This window comes from Pseudomonas sp. GW456-L12, from assembly GCF_059424045.1.
In genome coordinates this window covers 1-15,232 of sequence record NZ_JBWKZA010000049.1, presented here as the reverse complement: position 1 = coordinate 15,232, position 15,232 = coordinate 1, and the positions used below count along the sequence as shown (strand labels likewise).

16 protein-coding genes and 2 pseudogenes are annotated in these 15,232 nt (G+C 63.1%); 11 read left to right on the top strand and 7 right to left on the bottom strand.

What is annotated here, in order from left to right; genetic code table 11:
- Nucleotides 1-29: 29 nt before the first annotated feature.
- On the bottom strand, nt 30-482 hold the full coding sequence (locus AC07Y9_RS30915; RefSeq protein ID WP_102681462.1) for an Lrp/AsnC family transcriptional regulator: 453 nt from the start codon (nt 480-482) through the stop codon (nt 30-32).
- 181 nt (nt 483-663) lie between these two features.
- Between AC07Y9_RS30915 and AC07Y9_RS30910 the strand changes: the two genes are divergently transcribed.
- Together AC07Y9_RS30910 and AC07Y9_RS30905 are read left to right on the top strand one after the other, a co-directional pair.
- On the top strand, nt 664-1,281 hold the full coding sequence (locus AC07Y9_RS30910; protein WP_102681463.1) for a LysE family translocator: 618 nt from the start codon (nt 664-666) through the stop codon (nt 1,279-1,281).
- Nucleotides 1,282-1,356: 75 nt separating this feature from the next.
- Nucleotides 1,357-1,842 carry a MaoC family dehydratase gene (locus AC07Y9_RS30905; RefSeq protein WP_102681464.1) on the top strand — a complete coding sequence of 162 codons (486 nt, stop codon included), beginning with the start codon at nt 1,357-1,359 and terminating at the stop codon, nt 1,840-1,842.
- 54 nt (nt 1,843-1,896) lie between these two features.
- On the opposite strand, the gene AC07Y9_RS30900 is transcribed toward AC07Y9_RS30905, so the two are convergent.
- Nucleotides 1,897-2,241, bottom strand: a complete 345-nt coding sequence (locus tag AC07Y9_RS30900) for a cupin domain-containing protein (RefSeq protein ID WP_007932019.1) — start codon at nt 2,239-2,241, stop codon at nt 1,897-1,899.
- Nucleotides 2,242-2,497: 256 nt separating this feature from the next.
- Between AC07Y9_RS30900 and AC07Y9_RS30895 the strand changes: the two genes are divergently transcribed.
- From AC07Y9_RS30895 to AC07Y9_RS30865, 7 genes are all read left to right on the top strand, one after another.
- Nucleotides 2,498-3,034, top strand: a complete 537-nt coding sequence (locus tag AC07Y9_RS30895) for a P-loop NTPase family protein (protein ID WP_101337680.1) — start codon at nt 2,498-2,500, stop codon at nt 3,032-3,034.
- A 383-nt stretch (nt 3,035-3,417) separates the two neighbouring features.
- Entirely contained in the window at nt 3,418-4,026 is a 609-nt protein-coding gene (locus AC07Y9_RS30890) for a hypothetical protein (RefSeq protein WP_102681465.1), read from the top strand.
- 251 nt (nt 4,027-4,277) lie between these two features.
- On the top strand, nt 4,278-4,679 hold the full coding sequence (locus AC07Y9_RS30885; RefSeq protein ID WP_102681466.1) for a GFA family protein: 402 nt from the start codon (nt 4,278-4,280) through the stop codon (nt 4,677-4,679).
- 154 nt (nt 4,680-4,833) lie between these two features.
- Entirely contained in the window at nt 4,834-5,133 is a 300-nt protein-coding gene (locus tag AC07Y9_RS30880) for a hypothetical protein (RefSeq protein ID WP_007932027.1), read from the top strand.
- 108 nt (nt 5,134-5,241) lie between these two features.
- Nucleotides 5,242-6,315: an NAD(P)/FAD-dependent oxidoreductase gene (locus AC07Y9_RS30875; protein ID WP_102681467.1), complete on the top strand. Its 1,074-nt coding sequence runs from the start codon at nt 5,242-5,244 to the stop codon at nt 6,313-6,315.
- 5 nt (nt 6,316-6,320) lie between these two features.
- Complete coding sequence (locus tag AC07Y9_RS30870) at nt 6,321-7,001, top strand: phytanoyl-CoA dioxygenase family protein (RefSeq protein WP_102681468.1); 681 nt, start codon at nt 6,321-6,323, stop codon at nt 6,999-7,001.
- A gap of 100 nt (nt 7,002-7,101) precedes the next feature.
- Entirely contained in the window at nt 7,102-7,995 is an 894-nt protein-coding gene (locus tag AC07Y9_RS30865) for a LysR family transcriptional regulator (RefSeq protein WP_102681469.1), read from the top strand.
- A 20-nt stretch (nt 7,996-8,015) separates the two neighbouring features.
- Here AC07Y9_RS30865 and AC07Y9_RS30860 read toward each other — a convergent pair.
- The 4 genes and pseudogenes from AC07Y9_RS30860 to AC07Y9_RS30845 all read right to left on the bottom strand — a co-directional run.
- A pseudogene (locus tag AC07Y9_RS30860) lies at nt 8,016-9,282 on the bottom strand ((R)-mandelonitrile lyase).
- Nucleotides 9,283-9,335: 53 nt separating this feature from the next.
- The gene (locus tag AC07Y9_RS30855; RefSeq protein WP_102681472.1) at nt 9,336-10,382 is read right to left on the bottom strand and encodes an alpha/beta hydrolase; all 1,047 of its coding nucleotides are present in this window, start codon (nt 10,380-10,382) and stop codon (nt 9,336-9,338) included.
- Between the two features lie 56 nt (nt 10,383-10,438).
- Nucleotides 10,439-11,533: an alpha/beta hydrolase gene (locus tag AC07Y9_RS30850; RefSeq protein WP_102681473.1), complete on the bottom strand. Its 1,095-nt coding sequence runs from the start codon at nt 11,531-11,533 to the stop codon at nt 10,439-10,441.
- A gap of 105 nt (nt 11,534-11,638) precedes the next feature.
- Nucleotides 11,639-11,740, bottom strand: a pseudogene (locus tag AC07Y9_RS30845) (tautomerase family protein); the annotation flags it as partial.
- A gap of 246 nt (nt 11,741-11,986) precedes the next feature.
- On the opposite strand from AC07Y9_RS30845, the gene AC07Y9_RS30840 reads away from it, so the two are divergent.
- Together AC07Y9_RS30840 and AC07Y9_RS30835 are read left to right on the top strand one after the other, a co-directional pair.
- The gene (locus AC07Y9_RS30840) at nt 11,987-13,048 is read left to right on the top strand and encodes a Rieske 2Fe-2S domain-containing protein (protein WP_102681474.1); all 1,062 of its coding nucleotides are present in this window, start codon (nt 11,987-11,989) and stop codon (nt 13,046-13,048) included.
- 120 nt (nt 13,049-13,168) lie between these two features.
- The gene (locus AC07Y9_RS30835; RefSeq protein WP_102681475.1) at nt 13,169-14,119 is read left to right on the top strand and encodes a PDR/VanB family oxidoreductase; all 951 of its coding nucleotides are present in this window, start codon (nt 13,169-13,171) and stop codon (nt 14,117-14,119) included.
- Nucleotides 14,120-14,125: 6 nt separating this feature from the next.
- On the opposite strand, the gene AC07Y9_RS30830 is transcribed toward AC07Y9_RS30835, so the two are convergent.
- On the bottom strand, nt 14,126-14,839 hold the full coding sequence (locus tag AC07Y9_RS30830; RefSeq protein ID WP_007932043.1) for a GntR family transcriptional regulator: 714 nt from the start codon (nt 14,837-14,839) through the stop codon (nt 14,126-14,128).
- Nucleotides 14,840-15,232 lie beyond the last annotated feature (393 nt).

The window sequence follows — 15,232 nt, the reverse complement described above, 5'->3', positions numbered from 1 at the left end:
TGTTGTTCTGATGTATGCGTCGACGCGTCTCACAACGGCAGCGAGCGGTCCTGAATCACCCGTTTCATCACCAGGGTCGAGGTCAGGCGCTGGACGTTGGGCAGCTTGGACAGGCGGTCATCGTAAAGCTGCTGGAAGGCCGGCAGGTCGTGGGTGATGACGTGCAGCAGGTAATCCGGCTCGCCAAACAGCCGTTGCGCCTCGACGACCTGCGGGATCGGCAGCAGCGCCGCTTCGAAGGCGGCCACCGCCTGGTGATCGCCCTCGCGCAGCGTGGCAAACACCATCGCCGAAAACGTCAGGCCCAGGGCGCTGGGCGACAACTGGGCGCGATAGCCCTGGATCACCCCCGACTCCTCCAGCGCCCGCACGCGACGATGGCATGGCGACAGGCTCAGGCCGACCCGCTCCGCCAGCTCGGTCACCGACAAACGCCCGTCCGCCTGCAGCTCGGCAAGAATCTTCTGATCAATTCTGTCCATCTGGAAGGATCTACCCCAAAACTTTATTCGGACTGGAATAATAGAGAAAATATTCTCACCGCACTCCATTAATCTTTCCGCAAACCTGATCTTTGCGAGAAAGAAGCATGCCCTCCCCGATTAACACCACCGTCGACAGCCCAGAAACAGCATTCGCCCAGCAGCACAAGGCAAGACGGCCATGAACCTGAGTATTTTCGCGGCGTTCTGGGCGGTGTCGTTTCTATTTGTGATCACCCCCGGGGCGGATTGGGCCTACGCGATATCGGCCGGCCTGTTCGGGCGAGTGGTGATACCCGCGGTGGCCGGCCTGTTGATCGGGCATCTGCTGGCGACGCTGATAGTGGCCGCCGGGGTCGGCGGGCTGATCGCCAGCAACCCCCTGGCCCTCTCGCTGCTGACCCTTGGCGGGGCTGGTTATCTGCTCTGGCTGGGCATCAATATGCTGCGCAACCCGTCCGTGCCCCGCGCCGGGGAGGCCCAGCCTTCCGCGTCCTGGGCTCGCTGGACCCTCAAGGGCGCCTGCGTCAGCGGGCTCAACCCCAAGGTATTCCTGCTGTTCCTGGCCTTGCTGCCACAATTCACCGACCCGCTGGCCGCCTGGCCGGTGCCGCTGCAAATCGTCGCACTGGGGCTGCTGCATGCCTTCAGCTGCGCGGTGATCTACCTGCTGGTGGGCTTTGCTTCCCGCGCCGTGTTGCAGACGCGCCCGGTGGCCGCGCAAGCGGTCAGCCGCCTCTCGGGGGCGCTGATGATCATCATCGCCGTGCTGCTGTTCATCGAGCAGATCCTGCGCTGAACCGGTATGTTCCACGGGTATCCAAAAGGCTCGAAACCGCACTCCCCCGAATACGCAAAAGGACCAGGAACCGCAATGAAAAGCTTCCGACAGCGCGCCACCGAAGGGCTTCAGGCAGGCGACCGCTTCACCCTCTCCCGCTGTTTTTCAGAGGCGGATATCCAGGGCTTCGCCACGCTGTCCCGCGACTACAACCCGGTGCATTTCGATGCCGAGTTCGCCGCGGCCCGGCGCTTCAGGGCACCGGTTTCCCATGGCCTGCTGACCGCCAGCCTGCTCACCGAAATCGGCGGACAGATCGGCTGGCTGGCCTCGGCCATGAGCTTCCAGTTCAAGCAGCCGGTGTATGCCGGCGACACCATCACCTGCCACTGGGTCATCCAGGCGCTGGACGAACAAGGCCGGGCTACGGCGGCCATCAGCATGACCAACGAAGACGGCATCATCGTCCTGGAAGGCCAGACCAGCGGCCTGGTGCCAGGGCCGAAGGAGCGGGCAATCCTGATGCGCATGCTGGCCGAGGGCGACCCAACCAATGGCGCGGCGGGTGCGGGGGAATGATGGGCATTGGGCGAACCGCGCGTCTGGCTCGCCCGTATCGATGTTCGCCCGGGCTCACTCTTGCCGGATAATATCGACCGAGATCTCCCGCGCCGGAATCGGCCCTTTGTTCTCAAGCCAGTGCGTGGTGTCCCGGTCCTCGGGCCACCCCACTCCCGGGCCATAGTCGGTGTCGCCGCCATCGCGATGGTCAGTGATGGTGCCTTCCAGTATGTAGACGACGCCTGGCCGGTCTTTATGGTTGTGGATCGGCCCGAATACGCCTCCAGGCTCGATGGTCACCAGGCGCATTCTGAGTTGGCGCCCGGCCATGCCCTCGATTTCGGGACCCAGGTCAATGGTTGCCAGTACCTGCACTGCAACCCCTTTGGTTTCCGGTGCCACCTGTTCATTGCTCATGCTGCTCTCCTCCCTGTACCTACAGGGCCTCACTAGCAGTAGACACCCCTAAAAGGAGAGAGCTGCCGACAGGCGACAAAGGGTCGGGAGCAGGCGTTCAATGGGGACCAGGATGGATCGACATCCCGCTCTCGGCTTCAGGCCCCACACTGGCAACACACATTCCATTCCCGGTGCGGTCGGCCCAACTATTCGCCTTTAACTGGCGATGCAAAACCTGCACAATCGCCGGCTTTTTTCGCGACAGGAAGCGCCCATGCAACGGATTGTAATTCTGGGTAATGCCGGGAGTGGCAAATCCACCCTCGCCCGTGCCCTCGGCAAGCGCCGGAACCTGCCTGTGGTCCACCTGGACACGCTGTTCTGGGAGCCCGGTTGGGTCGAACCCGACGCCGAGCAGTTCCGCGAACGGGTCCGCGCGGCGCTCGCACCGGCTGCCTGGGTGTGTGAAGGCAACTATGCCCGGCGGACCTTCGACCTTCGCCTGCCCCGTGCCGACCTGATCATCTGGCTCGATACGCCACGGCTCACCTGTTTCACCCGGGTGATCATACGCAGCATCATGAACCGTCCCCGGCCTGACCTTGCCGCAGGCTGCGCGGAAAAGCTCGATCGGGCATTCCTGACCTTCCTGCGCTTCGTATGGACTTTCGATCGAGGCTACCGCCCGGGTATCGAGGCGGTACGCCTGGCCATAGGTCCGCAGATTCCCACGCTGCACTTGCGCGGCCGCCGGCAGATTGCGGCGTTTCTCGATAGCCTGCCGGCGACGCCTGAAGCCTGCCTGGAGTGAATGCAGGATCTCCCTCCCGGTGCAACGTCCGGTTGAATCCACGCCAGTCACGCCTGACGGCTTACCACCCTTTGCAATCGTTCGCTGGTGCCCAGGAAATCAGGGACGATTCAACATTTGACTTGCCAAAGGAGGGAATATCCCTTGCTGCCCCCTTGGAGGGATTGGCTATATAAATAAACGCACATCGATATTATGAAACGCCATTTTCGAACTATACGTAATACATTCGCAATCACTTTCACGGAGGAACTTGATCATTAATAAAAAACATGACCATGCGCTTAAATTGCTCGCTTCGTTCGCAGGGACGATCTAAAGCCCGCCCCTGAGTTCAATCGTTAGCTATATATCATCTCTCGGGATAGTCGAAGGGAATTGCTATGAACAGATCATTGGATGTTGTTCACTTGAGTAGCGTGACGTGCGAAGACGTTGAATTGCTATACAAGGAAAAGGCGAGGCATCTTCATGAGAAAATTGATGCGACCAGGGATGCTTATTTTGGATTCATCTTCCCGATAAATCGCACTGATCTTTCTGCGGTTTCAGAAGCATTCGAGTTGGATTACCAAGTTGCGCAGCTGATCTATAAGAAAAGCAAGGACTTTTCCACCTTCAAAGTCCCTGGCAGAAAGTTCGGCCAGCTTACCAATCATATATACGGTGCATCCGTACTCGCCCTGAGAGGGAAAAGCCTTGATACAGGTCTAGAGTCGGTCTCTGATCGCAGTATTAACGAACTTGCTGCTGCAAACGAGGATGTAATCCTGGAGATTGCAGGTGTCAGAGCATCTTGGTTTGGAAGAATATTCTTTCCTGCGCAAGCATTTTCAAATGCAATTTCTGTTTTTGGCGGCAACGTCAGTCCGGAAGCGCTTTATGCTCTGGCCAAGGACTACGGTTATGCAAGTGTCGCGGGCAGTCGCAATACGATCAGGGGCGATTTCGGTATTGCCCTGTGGCTGACTCTACTTGCCCGGGCGCCTTGAGCTTTATGCTGACGGGTGGCGCCTAACACCTTGAATAAAGCGCTTCACGGACAATCCTTACTATGAAACCCTCAGGAATCACAACAAGGGCTCGAGGAAGCGCTTTTACACTCTCTCGGCTTCGAGCAGCCAGTGGCGAGCGTCGCTTCTGGGCGAAAGCCAGTGTTAACGAACAGCAATAGTCAGCCGTTCGACATCCCCGACACCGGCTGCTTAAATGGGCGCCCTTCCGTTTCAAGGTACACCCTTAAATGACTGACACCTTCCAGGGCTGCTGCCTTTGCGGTGCCGTCAAATACCAGCTCTCGTCGCGCCCCAAGGCGCTTTCCCACTGCCATTGCAGCCAGTGCCGGAAAAGCCATGGGGCGGCATTCGCCAGCTATGGCAGTGTGTTGCGCAGCGATCTGCGCATCGTGCAGGGTGCCGGGAGCCTCCAGTCCTATCGATCGTCCGAATCGGTGCTGCGCCAGTTTTGCGGCCAGTGCGGTTCGTCGCTGTTCTGGTCCAGGGACCAGGGCGAATACGCCGACTGGATCTCGATCGCCCTGGGCACTCTGGATACGCCCTTCACCGCGGATAAACAGAAACACATTCAGGTGGCGTTCAAGGCTTCGTGGTACGAAATCCAGGACAATTGGCCGCAAGAACCATGACTGCAATAAGGCAAACACGGATGGCAACCGACGCAAGGCACACCCAAACGCATCCACTCCGCCAGACGGCCCCAGGGCCAGGCGCGATACCCTCTAAGCTGAATAGAACAGCACTGCGAACACGCCTCTACCGTCTTGATACAGGGGAACCGGAATGACCAGAACAGCAGTACGCCCATACTCGTCATGGATCCTGTTTTCCCTGCTCGCCATCAACCTGGCGCTGATCGCGGGATGTTCAAGCAAAGCCGCCAAGTATCGTTATTCGACCGCCAGCATCGGCTCGAACTGTTACGCCAAAGCGCTGCCCACTTCCGGCGAGGGTGGCCTGGCCTGGGGTTCCACCCTGGGCATGGCGCGCCAGAAATCCCTGAATAACTGCATCCGTTATGCCGGCCGCTCCGGCGGCACGCCCGGCACTTGCAAAGTGGTGTTGGCGGAGTGCAAAAAATAGCAGTGCAAAAGAAATAACAGGGAGCTTGCGAAGCAGGCCGCTCGGTTCTCAGGGTATTCGTTTATCTGGATGCCCTACCCTCATCAGGTCGACAACATGGAGGTTGATATGGGGAACGCGGTAAACAAACGCGTCGTGGTCATTGGCGCGGGCATAGTGGGCGCGTCCCTGGCGTATCACCTGGCGGGCAGAGGCGCGAAGGTCATTCTGGTGGAGGCTGAAGACATAGCGTCCGGGGTGACGGGACGCTCATTCGCCTGGATCAACACCGCCCACGACGGGCCCGATCCCATCGCCTCATTGCGCGGTGCGGCGATCCAGGAATACCGCCGGCTCGAAACCGAGCTGCCTGGCCTGAAGGTGCGCTGGACCGGTGCCCTGTCTTACGGCACAAACCCGAGTGAAACGCTGCACGCCTCGGGTCACCCGCCTTCGGCAACCCAACTGTCACGCTCACAGATCCTCGACCTCGAGCCAAACCTCAAGCATCCCCCACAGCAGGCCATGTACGCCGCCGAAGAAGGCGCGCTGGACGCCGTGCAAGCAACCCAGGCGTTGATCGCCGGCGCCCAGGCTCATGGCGCGCAGGTGCTCACCCAGACGCGGGTGCTCGGCTTTACCACCCAGGGTGCGCAGGTGACGGGCGTCGCAACCGCAAGGGGCCGTATCGAGGCCGACGTTGTCGTGCTGGCCGCCGGGACGGGCATCAAGCAGCTGACCGAGTTGCTGAACCTGCCCCTGCCAATAGCGGCCTCCCCAGCCATATTGATCAGCTACGCCTCACAACCCGACCTCGTGCGCACCCTTATCTCCAGCCCGGAAATGGAAGTGCGGCAAGGCCCGGACGACACGCTGCTGGCGGCGGAAGACTACCTGGACGACACGTTGGAAAACCAGCCAGCCGCGATAGCGCTGCGCACCGCCCAGGCCATCCGGAACGAGCTCCACGGGGTTGCGTCCATCGAGCTGGAGTCGGCCTGTGTCGGGCTCAGGCCCATGCCGGTCGATGGCACGCCCATCATCGGCTATCTGCCCGATATCGGCGATGTGTATGTGTGTGCGATGCACCCTGGCGTCACGCTGGCGGCGATAGCCGGCCGTCTGGCCAGCGAGGAAATTATCGACGGCCAGGGCTCTCCTGCCCTTGCTCCCTGCCGCCCCGAGCGATTCTTCCAGGCATAGGGACCATGACCGACCGCGAGCAACTCCATCGAGAGGGTTACGTGCTGCTGCGCCAAGCAATCCCGGCCGAGTGGCTGGGTGAGCTGCGTGCCGTGTTCGACGCAGGCGTGATGCCGTCGAACCAATGGCCTGTGCCCCGTGGCATGGACTGGCGCCATTCGCTGCTGGACGCGGATTCGACGGTTCAGGCGGTGTGTCGCCTGCCGCAGGTGCTGGCGGTGGTGGGCGAGTTGATCGGGGAACGCTTCTTCCTCTCCCAGGTGGAAGGTCGCGAGCCCCTTGCCGGTGGCGGCCATCAGCAACTGCACCGCGACTTGTCGGCCCAGCGGCCAGGCGACATAGCCAACGCCCTGGCTTTTTTCGACGACTATGGCCCCGGGAATGGCGCCACCCGTATCGTCCCCGGCAGCCATCGCCCCGGACCGGGAGAGCCGCCACTGGACTTCACCGACGAGTCGCGGTCCGTGCAGCTTTCAGGCGCCGCCGGGGACATCCTGGTGTTCGATGTCGATCTGGTGCACGCGGGCTGCCTGAACCCGAGCGGCGCACGCCGCCGCTCGCTGCTGATCAGCTATTTTTCCGAACCGCTCTATGCCTCGCACCTGGAAACCCTGGGCCTGCGCAATATCCGCATGGACACGAGCGAGCGCTTCGATCCGGCGGACTTTGCCCTCGGCCGGGTCTAGTCCGCTCGCCGCCGCGCCTCCCCTCAAGGGCCATGAAGTGCTGAACGATTGCCTGTATCGGATGGCATAATCCCCCATCGTTCATAACAGGGGCGGATAAATGACCACTGAAAGCTACGACCTGCTCGCGATCTTCGCCGCCGTGGCCCAGGAGCGCAGCTTCACCCGCGCCGCCGCCAGGCTCGGCATGTCGCAGCCGGCCTTGAGCCGGGCCATGCGCCAATTGGAAGAACGCCTGGGCGTCAGGCTGCTGGCGCGCACCACCCGCAGCGTCTCCCCCACCGAAGCCGGCGAACACCTGCTGCGGGTGGTCTCCCCCCGGTTCGAGGAAATCAACGACGAGCTGGCCTTGCTCAGCAAGTTCCGCGACAAGCCGGCGGGCAAACTGCGCATCACCGCTGGCGAGCATTCGGCGATCACGGTCCTGCAACCGGCGCTGGAGAAGCTGCTGCCCGAGCATCCCGACCTCAACATCGAGATCATCGTCGACTACGGCCTGACCGATATCGTCGCGGAAGGCTTCGACGCCGGCGTGCGCCTGGGCGAGCAAGTCGCCAAGGACATGATCGCGGTGCGCATCGGCCCCGACATGCGGATGGCGGTGGTCGGTTCCCCGGAATACTTCGCCCGCTACCCCAAGCCAAAAGTGCCAAGCGACCTGATGCAGCACAACTGCATCAACCTGCGCATGCCGACCTACGGCGGGATCTTCTCCTGGGAGTTCGAGAAAAAGGGCCAGGCACTGAAGGTGCGGGTCGAGGGCCAGCTGGTGTTCAACAACATCGCCATGCGCCTGGACGCCGCCCTCAAGGGGCTGGGGCTGGCCTACATGCCGGAAGACCTGGTGCTGGCCCATGTCGAGCAGGGTCGCTTGATTCGCGTGCTGGCGGACTGGTGCGAACCCTTCTCCGGCTACCACCTCTACTACCCCAGCCGGCGCCAGAGCTCACCGGCCTTTACCCTGCTGCGCGACGCCCTGCGTTACGCGGACTGATGCCCTGAGCGGGGGCCGACTCATGGCCGCCCGACGCTTGCCGCCAGGTGTTTTTCCAACGCCTCGCCGGCCCGCTTGGCCGCATCGGCCTCGCCCTGCTCGGCCAGCACCCGGACCAGTTGCCGCAATTGCCCGGCGCTCAGCCCTACCCTGATGCTGGCGGCCATGTGCGAGCGCAGTTGCGGCTCCGCGCCGGGGGTGGCGGCCAACGCGCCGACCGTGGCCAGCTCACGACTTTGCCAATCCAGGTTGTCGCGCTCGAAGATGTCGCCGAACAGATGGGCCTGCAGGTACTGGTTGATCACCGGGGCGAAGTCGAACAGCGGCCCCTGGACCGGCGCGCCGGAAATCCGCGTCTGGTTGGCCTTGCCCGCCGCCAGCAGCGCGTCGCCCGTGGGAATGCTGGCGCTGGGCTCGCGCCCCGGAACATCCTCGATGCCGCGTTGCTTGCGCGCCTCGAGCACTTTCATCAGCTCGCCAAGGGCATTGAGGCTGCGCGGAAAGCCGGCGTAGGCATAGAGCTGCACCAGGATTTCCCTGGCCTCGCTGACGGTCAGCCCGGCATCCAGCCCCTGGTTCAAGGCGGCATTGAGCCGCGGCATGTTGCTGGTGGCCATGGCCGCCGCGATCAACGGAATGGCCTGCTGCTTGTGGGACAGCGTCTCGGAAACGGCGGGTACGGAGGACATGGCTTGAGGCTCCCTAGGGTTCTGCGCGGCGTGGCTCGGCGTCATCGCCAGGTTAAGGCTCAGTAGCGCGAAGGCCACTGTCATCCCTCCGGGCCTGCACCGCTTAACGGGCGTTGTATTGGTCATCGGTGACCTTCTCCAGCCATTGCACGCTCTTGCCATCCACCGCGCCGGTCACCGCCAGATGGGTCATGGCGCTCGTCGCCACGGCACCGTGCCAGTGCTTGACGCCCGGCGGGCAGACGATCACGTCGCCCGGATGGATTTCCTGCACCGGCTTGCCCCACTCCTGCGTCAGGCCCACGCCGGAAACCACCACCAGGCGCTGCCCCGCGGGATGGGTATGCCAGGCCGAGCGCGCGCCCGGCTCGAAGGTCACGTAGGCGCCGGAGGCATTGATCGGGCTGCTGGCGGGAAACAGCGGATCGACGCGCACCCGCCCGGAAAAGTAATCCTCCGGGCCCGCGACCGAAGCCTGGCTACCTGCACGACTGATCTGCTGGGTGGCGAAAGGCTCGCTGGGGTTTTCAGCCTGGCCGGCCGCGTCAGCCAAGGGCGCCGCGGCACATACCGCGAGCCCCAACAGGGTCTTGTTCATGATGAGAATTCCTCGTTGGTCGAGCCTATTGAAATGACGAGCCGTTGCGGCGATCAGAGCGTCCTGGCGTAGAACGCCGTCAGCTTGCTGATGGCCGCGCCCACATACTGGGGCACCCAGTAGGTTTCGATATGGGTGGCGCCGTCGATCTTGAACAGCTCCTTGTCCTGGGTGCCGGTGGCCTTGGCGAACGCATCCTCGGTCATGTAGAGGCTGTCGGCCTTGCTGCCGGCGATCATCAGCAACGGCTGCCGGATCAGTTCGATCTGCTGGGTGGCGTCGAAGCGCATCAGGTCCAGCAGGCTGCTGGTGGTGTATTTGAAGGTCGAGTTGGGGTGCGCGTGGGTTTTCCAGTAGTACTCGTAGCCCTGCCGATACAGCGCGAAGGGCAATTGGGCGATCTGTTCGTCGCTCAGGTTAGCATCCCCCGAATACAGCACTTCGCCGCCGGCCGCTTCCTGGGCACGGGCCGCCGAAGCCTGCTGCAGGCGTTGCTGGATGCTGTCCAGTTGCGAGTCGTTGTAGCCATTGCGGCGAACCCGCCCGGAATTGAACATGCTCACCGTCGCAATCGACTTGAAGCGCTTGTCGGTTTGCGCCGCAGCCAACGAATAACCACCGCCGCCGCAGATGCCGAGCAGGCCCAGGCGCGTGTTATCGACGCCGGGATAGCCGGCGATGAAATCCGCCATGCCATGGATGTCCTCGATGCGGTACGCGGGCTTGTCCACGCTGCGCGGCTGGCCGCCACTGGCGCCCTGGTACGCCGCATCCGCGGCGATGGTGATGTAGCCCTGGTCGGCCAGGCGCTGGGCATACAGGCCGGCGACCTGCTCCTTGACCCCGCCATTGGGGTGCGCCACCACCACGACCGGGTATTGCTTCGCCGGGTCATAGTTCGCCGGGGTGTAGACGTTGGCGGAGATGTCCAGGCCATTGAGCTTGTAGCTGACCGGATGGATGTTGACCTTGCCCGGCTCGTTCTTGCTGATCGCGCCCTCGTAGACCAGGGTGAACGGATTCTGCTTGTAGTCCGCGGCCTCGGCGGCCGACATCCCGACCATCGCGGCCATAAGCGTGGCCTTCAGCGTTTGCTTCATTTGAATACTCCTGCCCTGCTTTTGAAGAACACGGCAGCCAGCCGCCGTGCCCATAGTCAATCCAGAGACTTCTCTGCAAGAAACCTCGAAACCAGGTCCGCGATCTCGACATTGTTGAGGTCCAAGAACGGGAAGTGGCTGTTGCCCTTGATCCCGATCTCCGGCAAGTGGATCAGCCTGGCGTCACCGCCATGCCGGTTCACCGCGTCGCGCCACAGCCGCGCCATCTCGAGCCGGGCGCGCCAGCTGTCCTGGGCCGGCAAACGCACCGGCTGGGCGGGGATGTTGTCGCCATAGAGGATCAGGATAGGAATGCGCGTCAGCGCCTCGAACTGCGCCTGGCTCACGACCTGCGCGGCGACGGTGTCGAACGCGCTGGGAATCGGCGCCGGCGCCTCGCCCTCGGGAAACACGAAGCTGCTGCCCGGCTCGAACGCGACGATGGCCCGTACGTTGCGGCTCTTGATCGCCGTCAGCCAGCCCGGCCCGCCCCCCTGGGAATGGGTGAACAGAATGGCCGGGCCGGTCTTCTCCAGCAGCGCCGACACGCCATCGGACACCACCTCGATGTCGTAAGGGCCGGTGTTGGGGGTCATCGAACGGAAGAACTGCTCCTGCGCCGCCCGCCCCGGCGGGAACTGGCTGCCCGCGAAGGTCTCGGGCCACAGGCCGATGCGGAACTGGTTGAACCACAACTGCTCGTCCGCCACCGGCTTGATCGTCGTCTCAACCAGGCTGCGCCCCGCATCGCCACGGCGCGGCTGGTCGATCAGGTAGGTGGAGAAACCGCGACGCAGGAAGATGTTCTGGAAACCTTCACGCCCATCGGCCGTGGTCTCCCAGGACTTCGCCGACTGCCCCGCGCCGTGCCACATGACAATTGGCAGCGGGCGCGCGTTAACCGGCTTCTGGTAGAAGGCATACACATGGTCGCCGTGGTAGGTCTGGCCATTGGGATTCATCGGGTGGTAGGGATCGAAGGTGCCCGGCTGAGTGTGCACGCCACCGCCCGCGATCAGGCTGCCCTGATCCTCGATCACCAGCGGACCGCGCTCGCTCGCCTCAACAACCGCGCCGCTGCACAGGGCAAAACAGAGGGTGCCCGCCCTGGCGGCGGCGGGCATGTACTTGCGGATCAGATGCTGGGTCATGGAGGGCTCTCGATTGGAAATCGCAGAACCCCAACTTACCCCTCGGCCATTGATTGATAAATGGCACGGATTGGATAGGACTGATACCAGAAACGCATAGGTAGACTAATTGCCCCGCCCACCGCCAAATGACCATTCCTCAGCCTCAGTGGTGGTAATCACCACCATCACATCCTCGGCATCGATGCCTGGCGCCCGGCCCAGCCGCACGCTCGCCAGCTCGGGTCGACGCACGTCGACATCCCTCCTTCATCGCTGGCGTTTTTTCTGTCATTGGGGGGGTGTTTAACAGCACCTATCAATGGATCCATTAAAAGCGAAAGCAACAGCTATCAGTCCGATAATCGCCCATAAATCAACCTTAAAATTGGACTTTATCGTTGACACCAAAACACCACAGCCTCTCTAATGGATCCATTAAATAAAAACAATCACTCCCCAGGAGAGCCTTCCATGTACCCCAAGAACACTTGGTACGTTGCCTGCACCCCCGATGAAATCGCCGACAAGCCCCTGGGGCGGCAGATCTGTGGGGAGAAGATGGTGTTTTACCGTGGCCTGGAGGGCCGGGTCGCGGCGGTCGAGGACTTCTGCCCCCATCGCGGCGCGCCGCTGTCGTTGGGTTATGTGGAAAACGGCAACCTGGTGTGCGGTTATCACGGGCTGGTGATGGGCTGCGATGGCAAGACCGTGGCAATGCCCGGGCAACGGGTGCGCGGCTTCCCGTGCAACAAGACCTTTGCCGTGGTCGAGCGCTACGGCTTTATCTGGGTCTGGCCCGGCGACCAGGAGCTGGCCGATCCGGCGCTGATCCATCATCTGGAATGGGCGGTCAGCGATGAATGGGCCTACGGCGGCGGGCTGTTCCACATCCAGTGCGACTACCGCTTGATGATCGACAACCTGATGGACCTGACCCACGAAACCTACGTCCACGCCTCCAGCATCGGCCAGAAGGAAATCGACGAGGCGCCACCGACCACCACGGTCGAGGGTGATGAAGTGGTCACCGCGCGGCATATGGAAAACATCATGGCCCCGCCGTTCTGGCGCATGGCCCTGCGCGGCAACGGCCTGGCCGACGACGTGCTGGTGGACCGCTGGCAGATCTGCCGCTTCACCCCCCCCAGCCATGTGCTGATCGAAGTCGGCGTGGCCCATGCCGGCCAGGGCGGCTACAACGCGCCGGCGCAGTTCAAGGCGTCGAGCATAGTGGTGGATTTCATCACCCCGCAGAGCGACACCTCGATCTGGTACTTCTGGGGCATGGCGCGCAACTTCAACCCACGGGACGAGGCGCTGACCGCGAGCATTCGCGAGGGCCAGGGCAAGATTTTCAGCGAAGACCTGGAGATGCTCGAACGCCAGCAGCAGAACCTGCTGGCCCACCCCACACGCAACCTGCTCAAGCTGAATATCGACGCCGGCGGCGTGCAGTCGCGGCGGGTGCTGGAGCGCCTGATCGCCCAGGAACGCGCCGGCGAAGCACAACTGATCGCCACGGCCACGGCCTGAGCCCTGCGCGGCGCTACGCCGGCAGTGCACCGGTGCCGCGCCCAGCCCTTTCCCCAGCCTTTTACCCAACAAAAGAAACAGAAGTGACCGCCCCGGGCGGCAGCACTCGGAGAACCGACGATGATCGATGTGGTGGTGGTATCCCGTAACGACGAAGCCCAGGACATCTGCAGCTATGAACTGGCCAGTGCCGATGACCGTCCGCTGCCGGCCTTCAGCGCCGGTGCGCATATCGATGTGCACCTGCCCGGCGGCTTGATCCGCCAATACTCCCTGTGCAACCACCCCGAAGAACGCCATCGCTACCTGATCGGCGTGCTCAAGGCCCCGACCTCCCGCGGCGGCTCGCTGGCCATGCACGAGCAGATCCACCCCGGCACGCGTCTGCACATCAGCGAGCCGCGCAACCTGTTTCCGTTGGCCCATGAAGCCCGGCGCAGCCTGCTGTTCGCCGGCGGCATCGGCATCACCCCGATCCTGTGCATGGCCGAACGCCTGGCCCACAGCAGCGCCGATTTCGAGCTGCATTACTGCGCCCGCTCCAGCGAGCGCGCGGCCTTTGTCCAACGCCTGCGCGATTCATCCTTCGCCGAGCGGGTGTTCCTGCATTTCGACCAGGAACCCGAGACGGCGCTGGACGCGGCCAAGGTCCTGGCCGCGCCGCGCAACGATATTCATGTCTATGTGTGCGGCTCCGGCGGCTTTATGCAGCATGTGCTGGACACGGCCAAGGCCGCGGGCTGGCGGGAGGACTGCCTGCACCGCGAATACTTCGCCGCCGCCCCCGTCGATACCCGCGCCGACGGCAGTTTCTCGGTCAAGGTCGCCAGCAGCGGCCAGGTCTTCGAGGTGCCGGCCGACCAGAGCGTGGTGCAAGTCCTGGAAAGCCATGGCATCGACATTGCCATGTCCTGCGAACAAGGGATTTGCGGCACCTGCCTGACCCGGGTGCTGGAGGGCGTGCCGGAGCACCGCGACCTGTTCCTCACCGAGGACGAACAGGCGCGCAACGACCAGTTCACCCCCTGCTGCTCGCGCTCGAAAACGCCGCTGCTGGTGCTGGATATCTGAAGGGAGTCAGGCGGGACGGAGGATGACCTTCATCCGCTCGTCCGCCGCCGCGCTGCTGAAGATCTCGGCATAACGCAGGGTCGCGTTGGCGTGCTCACGCATGATCGCCTCGGCCCGCGCGCCCTGGCGATTGACCAGGGCATCGAACACCGAATGGTGCTGCATATGGGCGTAGTTGAAGCGCCGGTATTCGCGGGCCATGTCCTGGCGATCCACCGCCAGCGCGGTGACCGAGGCGAACGGCAGATGATCGTTGCGCGCCAAAGCATCGGCGATCGCCGGGTTGTGGCTGCCTTCGACAATCACCTGGTGAAAACGCATGTTGAGGTCGTGATAGACCTCCAGGTCGTCCTCGGTCACATAGCCCTTGGCGAACAGCTGGTCGCCCTGGGCCAGGCACAACTCCAGGGCCGCCCGCGCCGCCTCCGACAAGCCGCGCTCGGCGGTCTGGCGCGCCGCCAGCCCTTCGAGCACACCCCGCACCTCGACCGCGCCGGCGATGTCCTCGGCACTCACCGAACGCACCTGGAACCCCCGCCCGCCAAACCGCACCAGCAGGCCTTCCTGCTCCAGAGTACGGAACGCCATGCGCACCGGCATTCGCGACACCCCGAACAGCTCCGCGGTTGGAATCTCCATCAGCCGTTCACCGGCCGCCAGCTCGCCCGAGGCGATCATCTTGCGCAACGCGACCAGCACCAATTGACCGGGCTTACTCATCCAGGCAACTTCCAGAAAACGTGGGCGGCCATAGTACCGCAAGCCTTGCGCCGGCGGCATGCGGATAGCACCGTGCCGACGGTGGCGACCTCACGGACGCCATCGCGGGCAAGCCTCGCTCCTACAGAAAATGCGTAACCTACTGCCTCACAGCACACGCCTCCCTGTAGCCGCTGCCGCAGGCTGCGATAAGGCCGCAGGCCTTCAGCGATCTCCAGACCGTGCGCCCCCTTCGGGGTCGATCGCAGCCTCGCAGGCTCGGCAGCGGCTACAGGAAACACCCCCACCCCCAGGCCGGCCGGCAGGCCGCCGTCTTGCTTTTGCTTTTGATCTGAACGCCCCGTTAACCACGATGGCCGAACGCAGGCATTGAGCCGTGGGTAACCCGGCAAG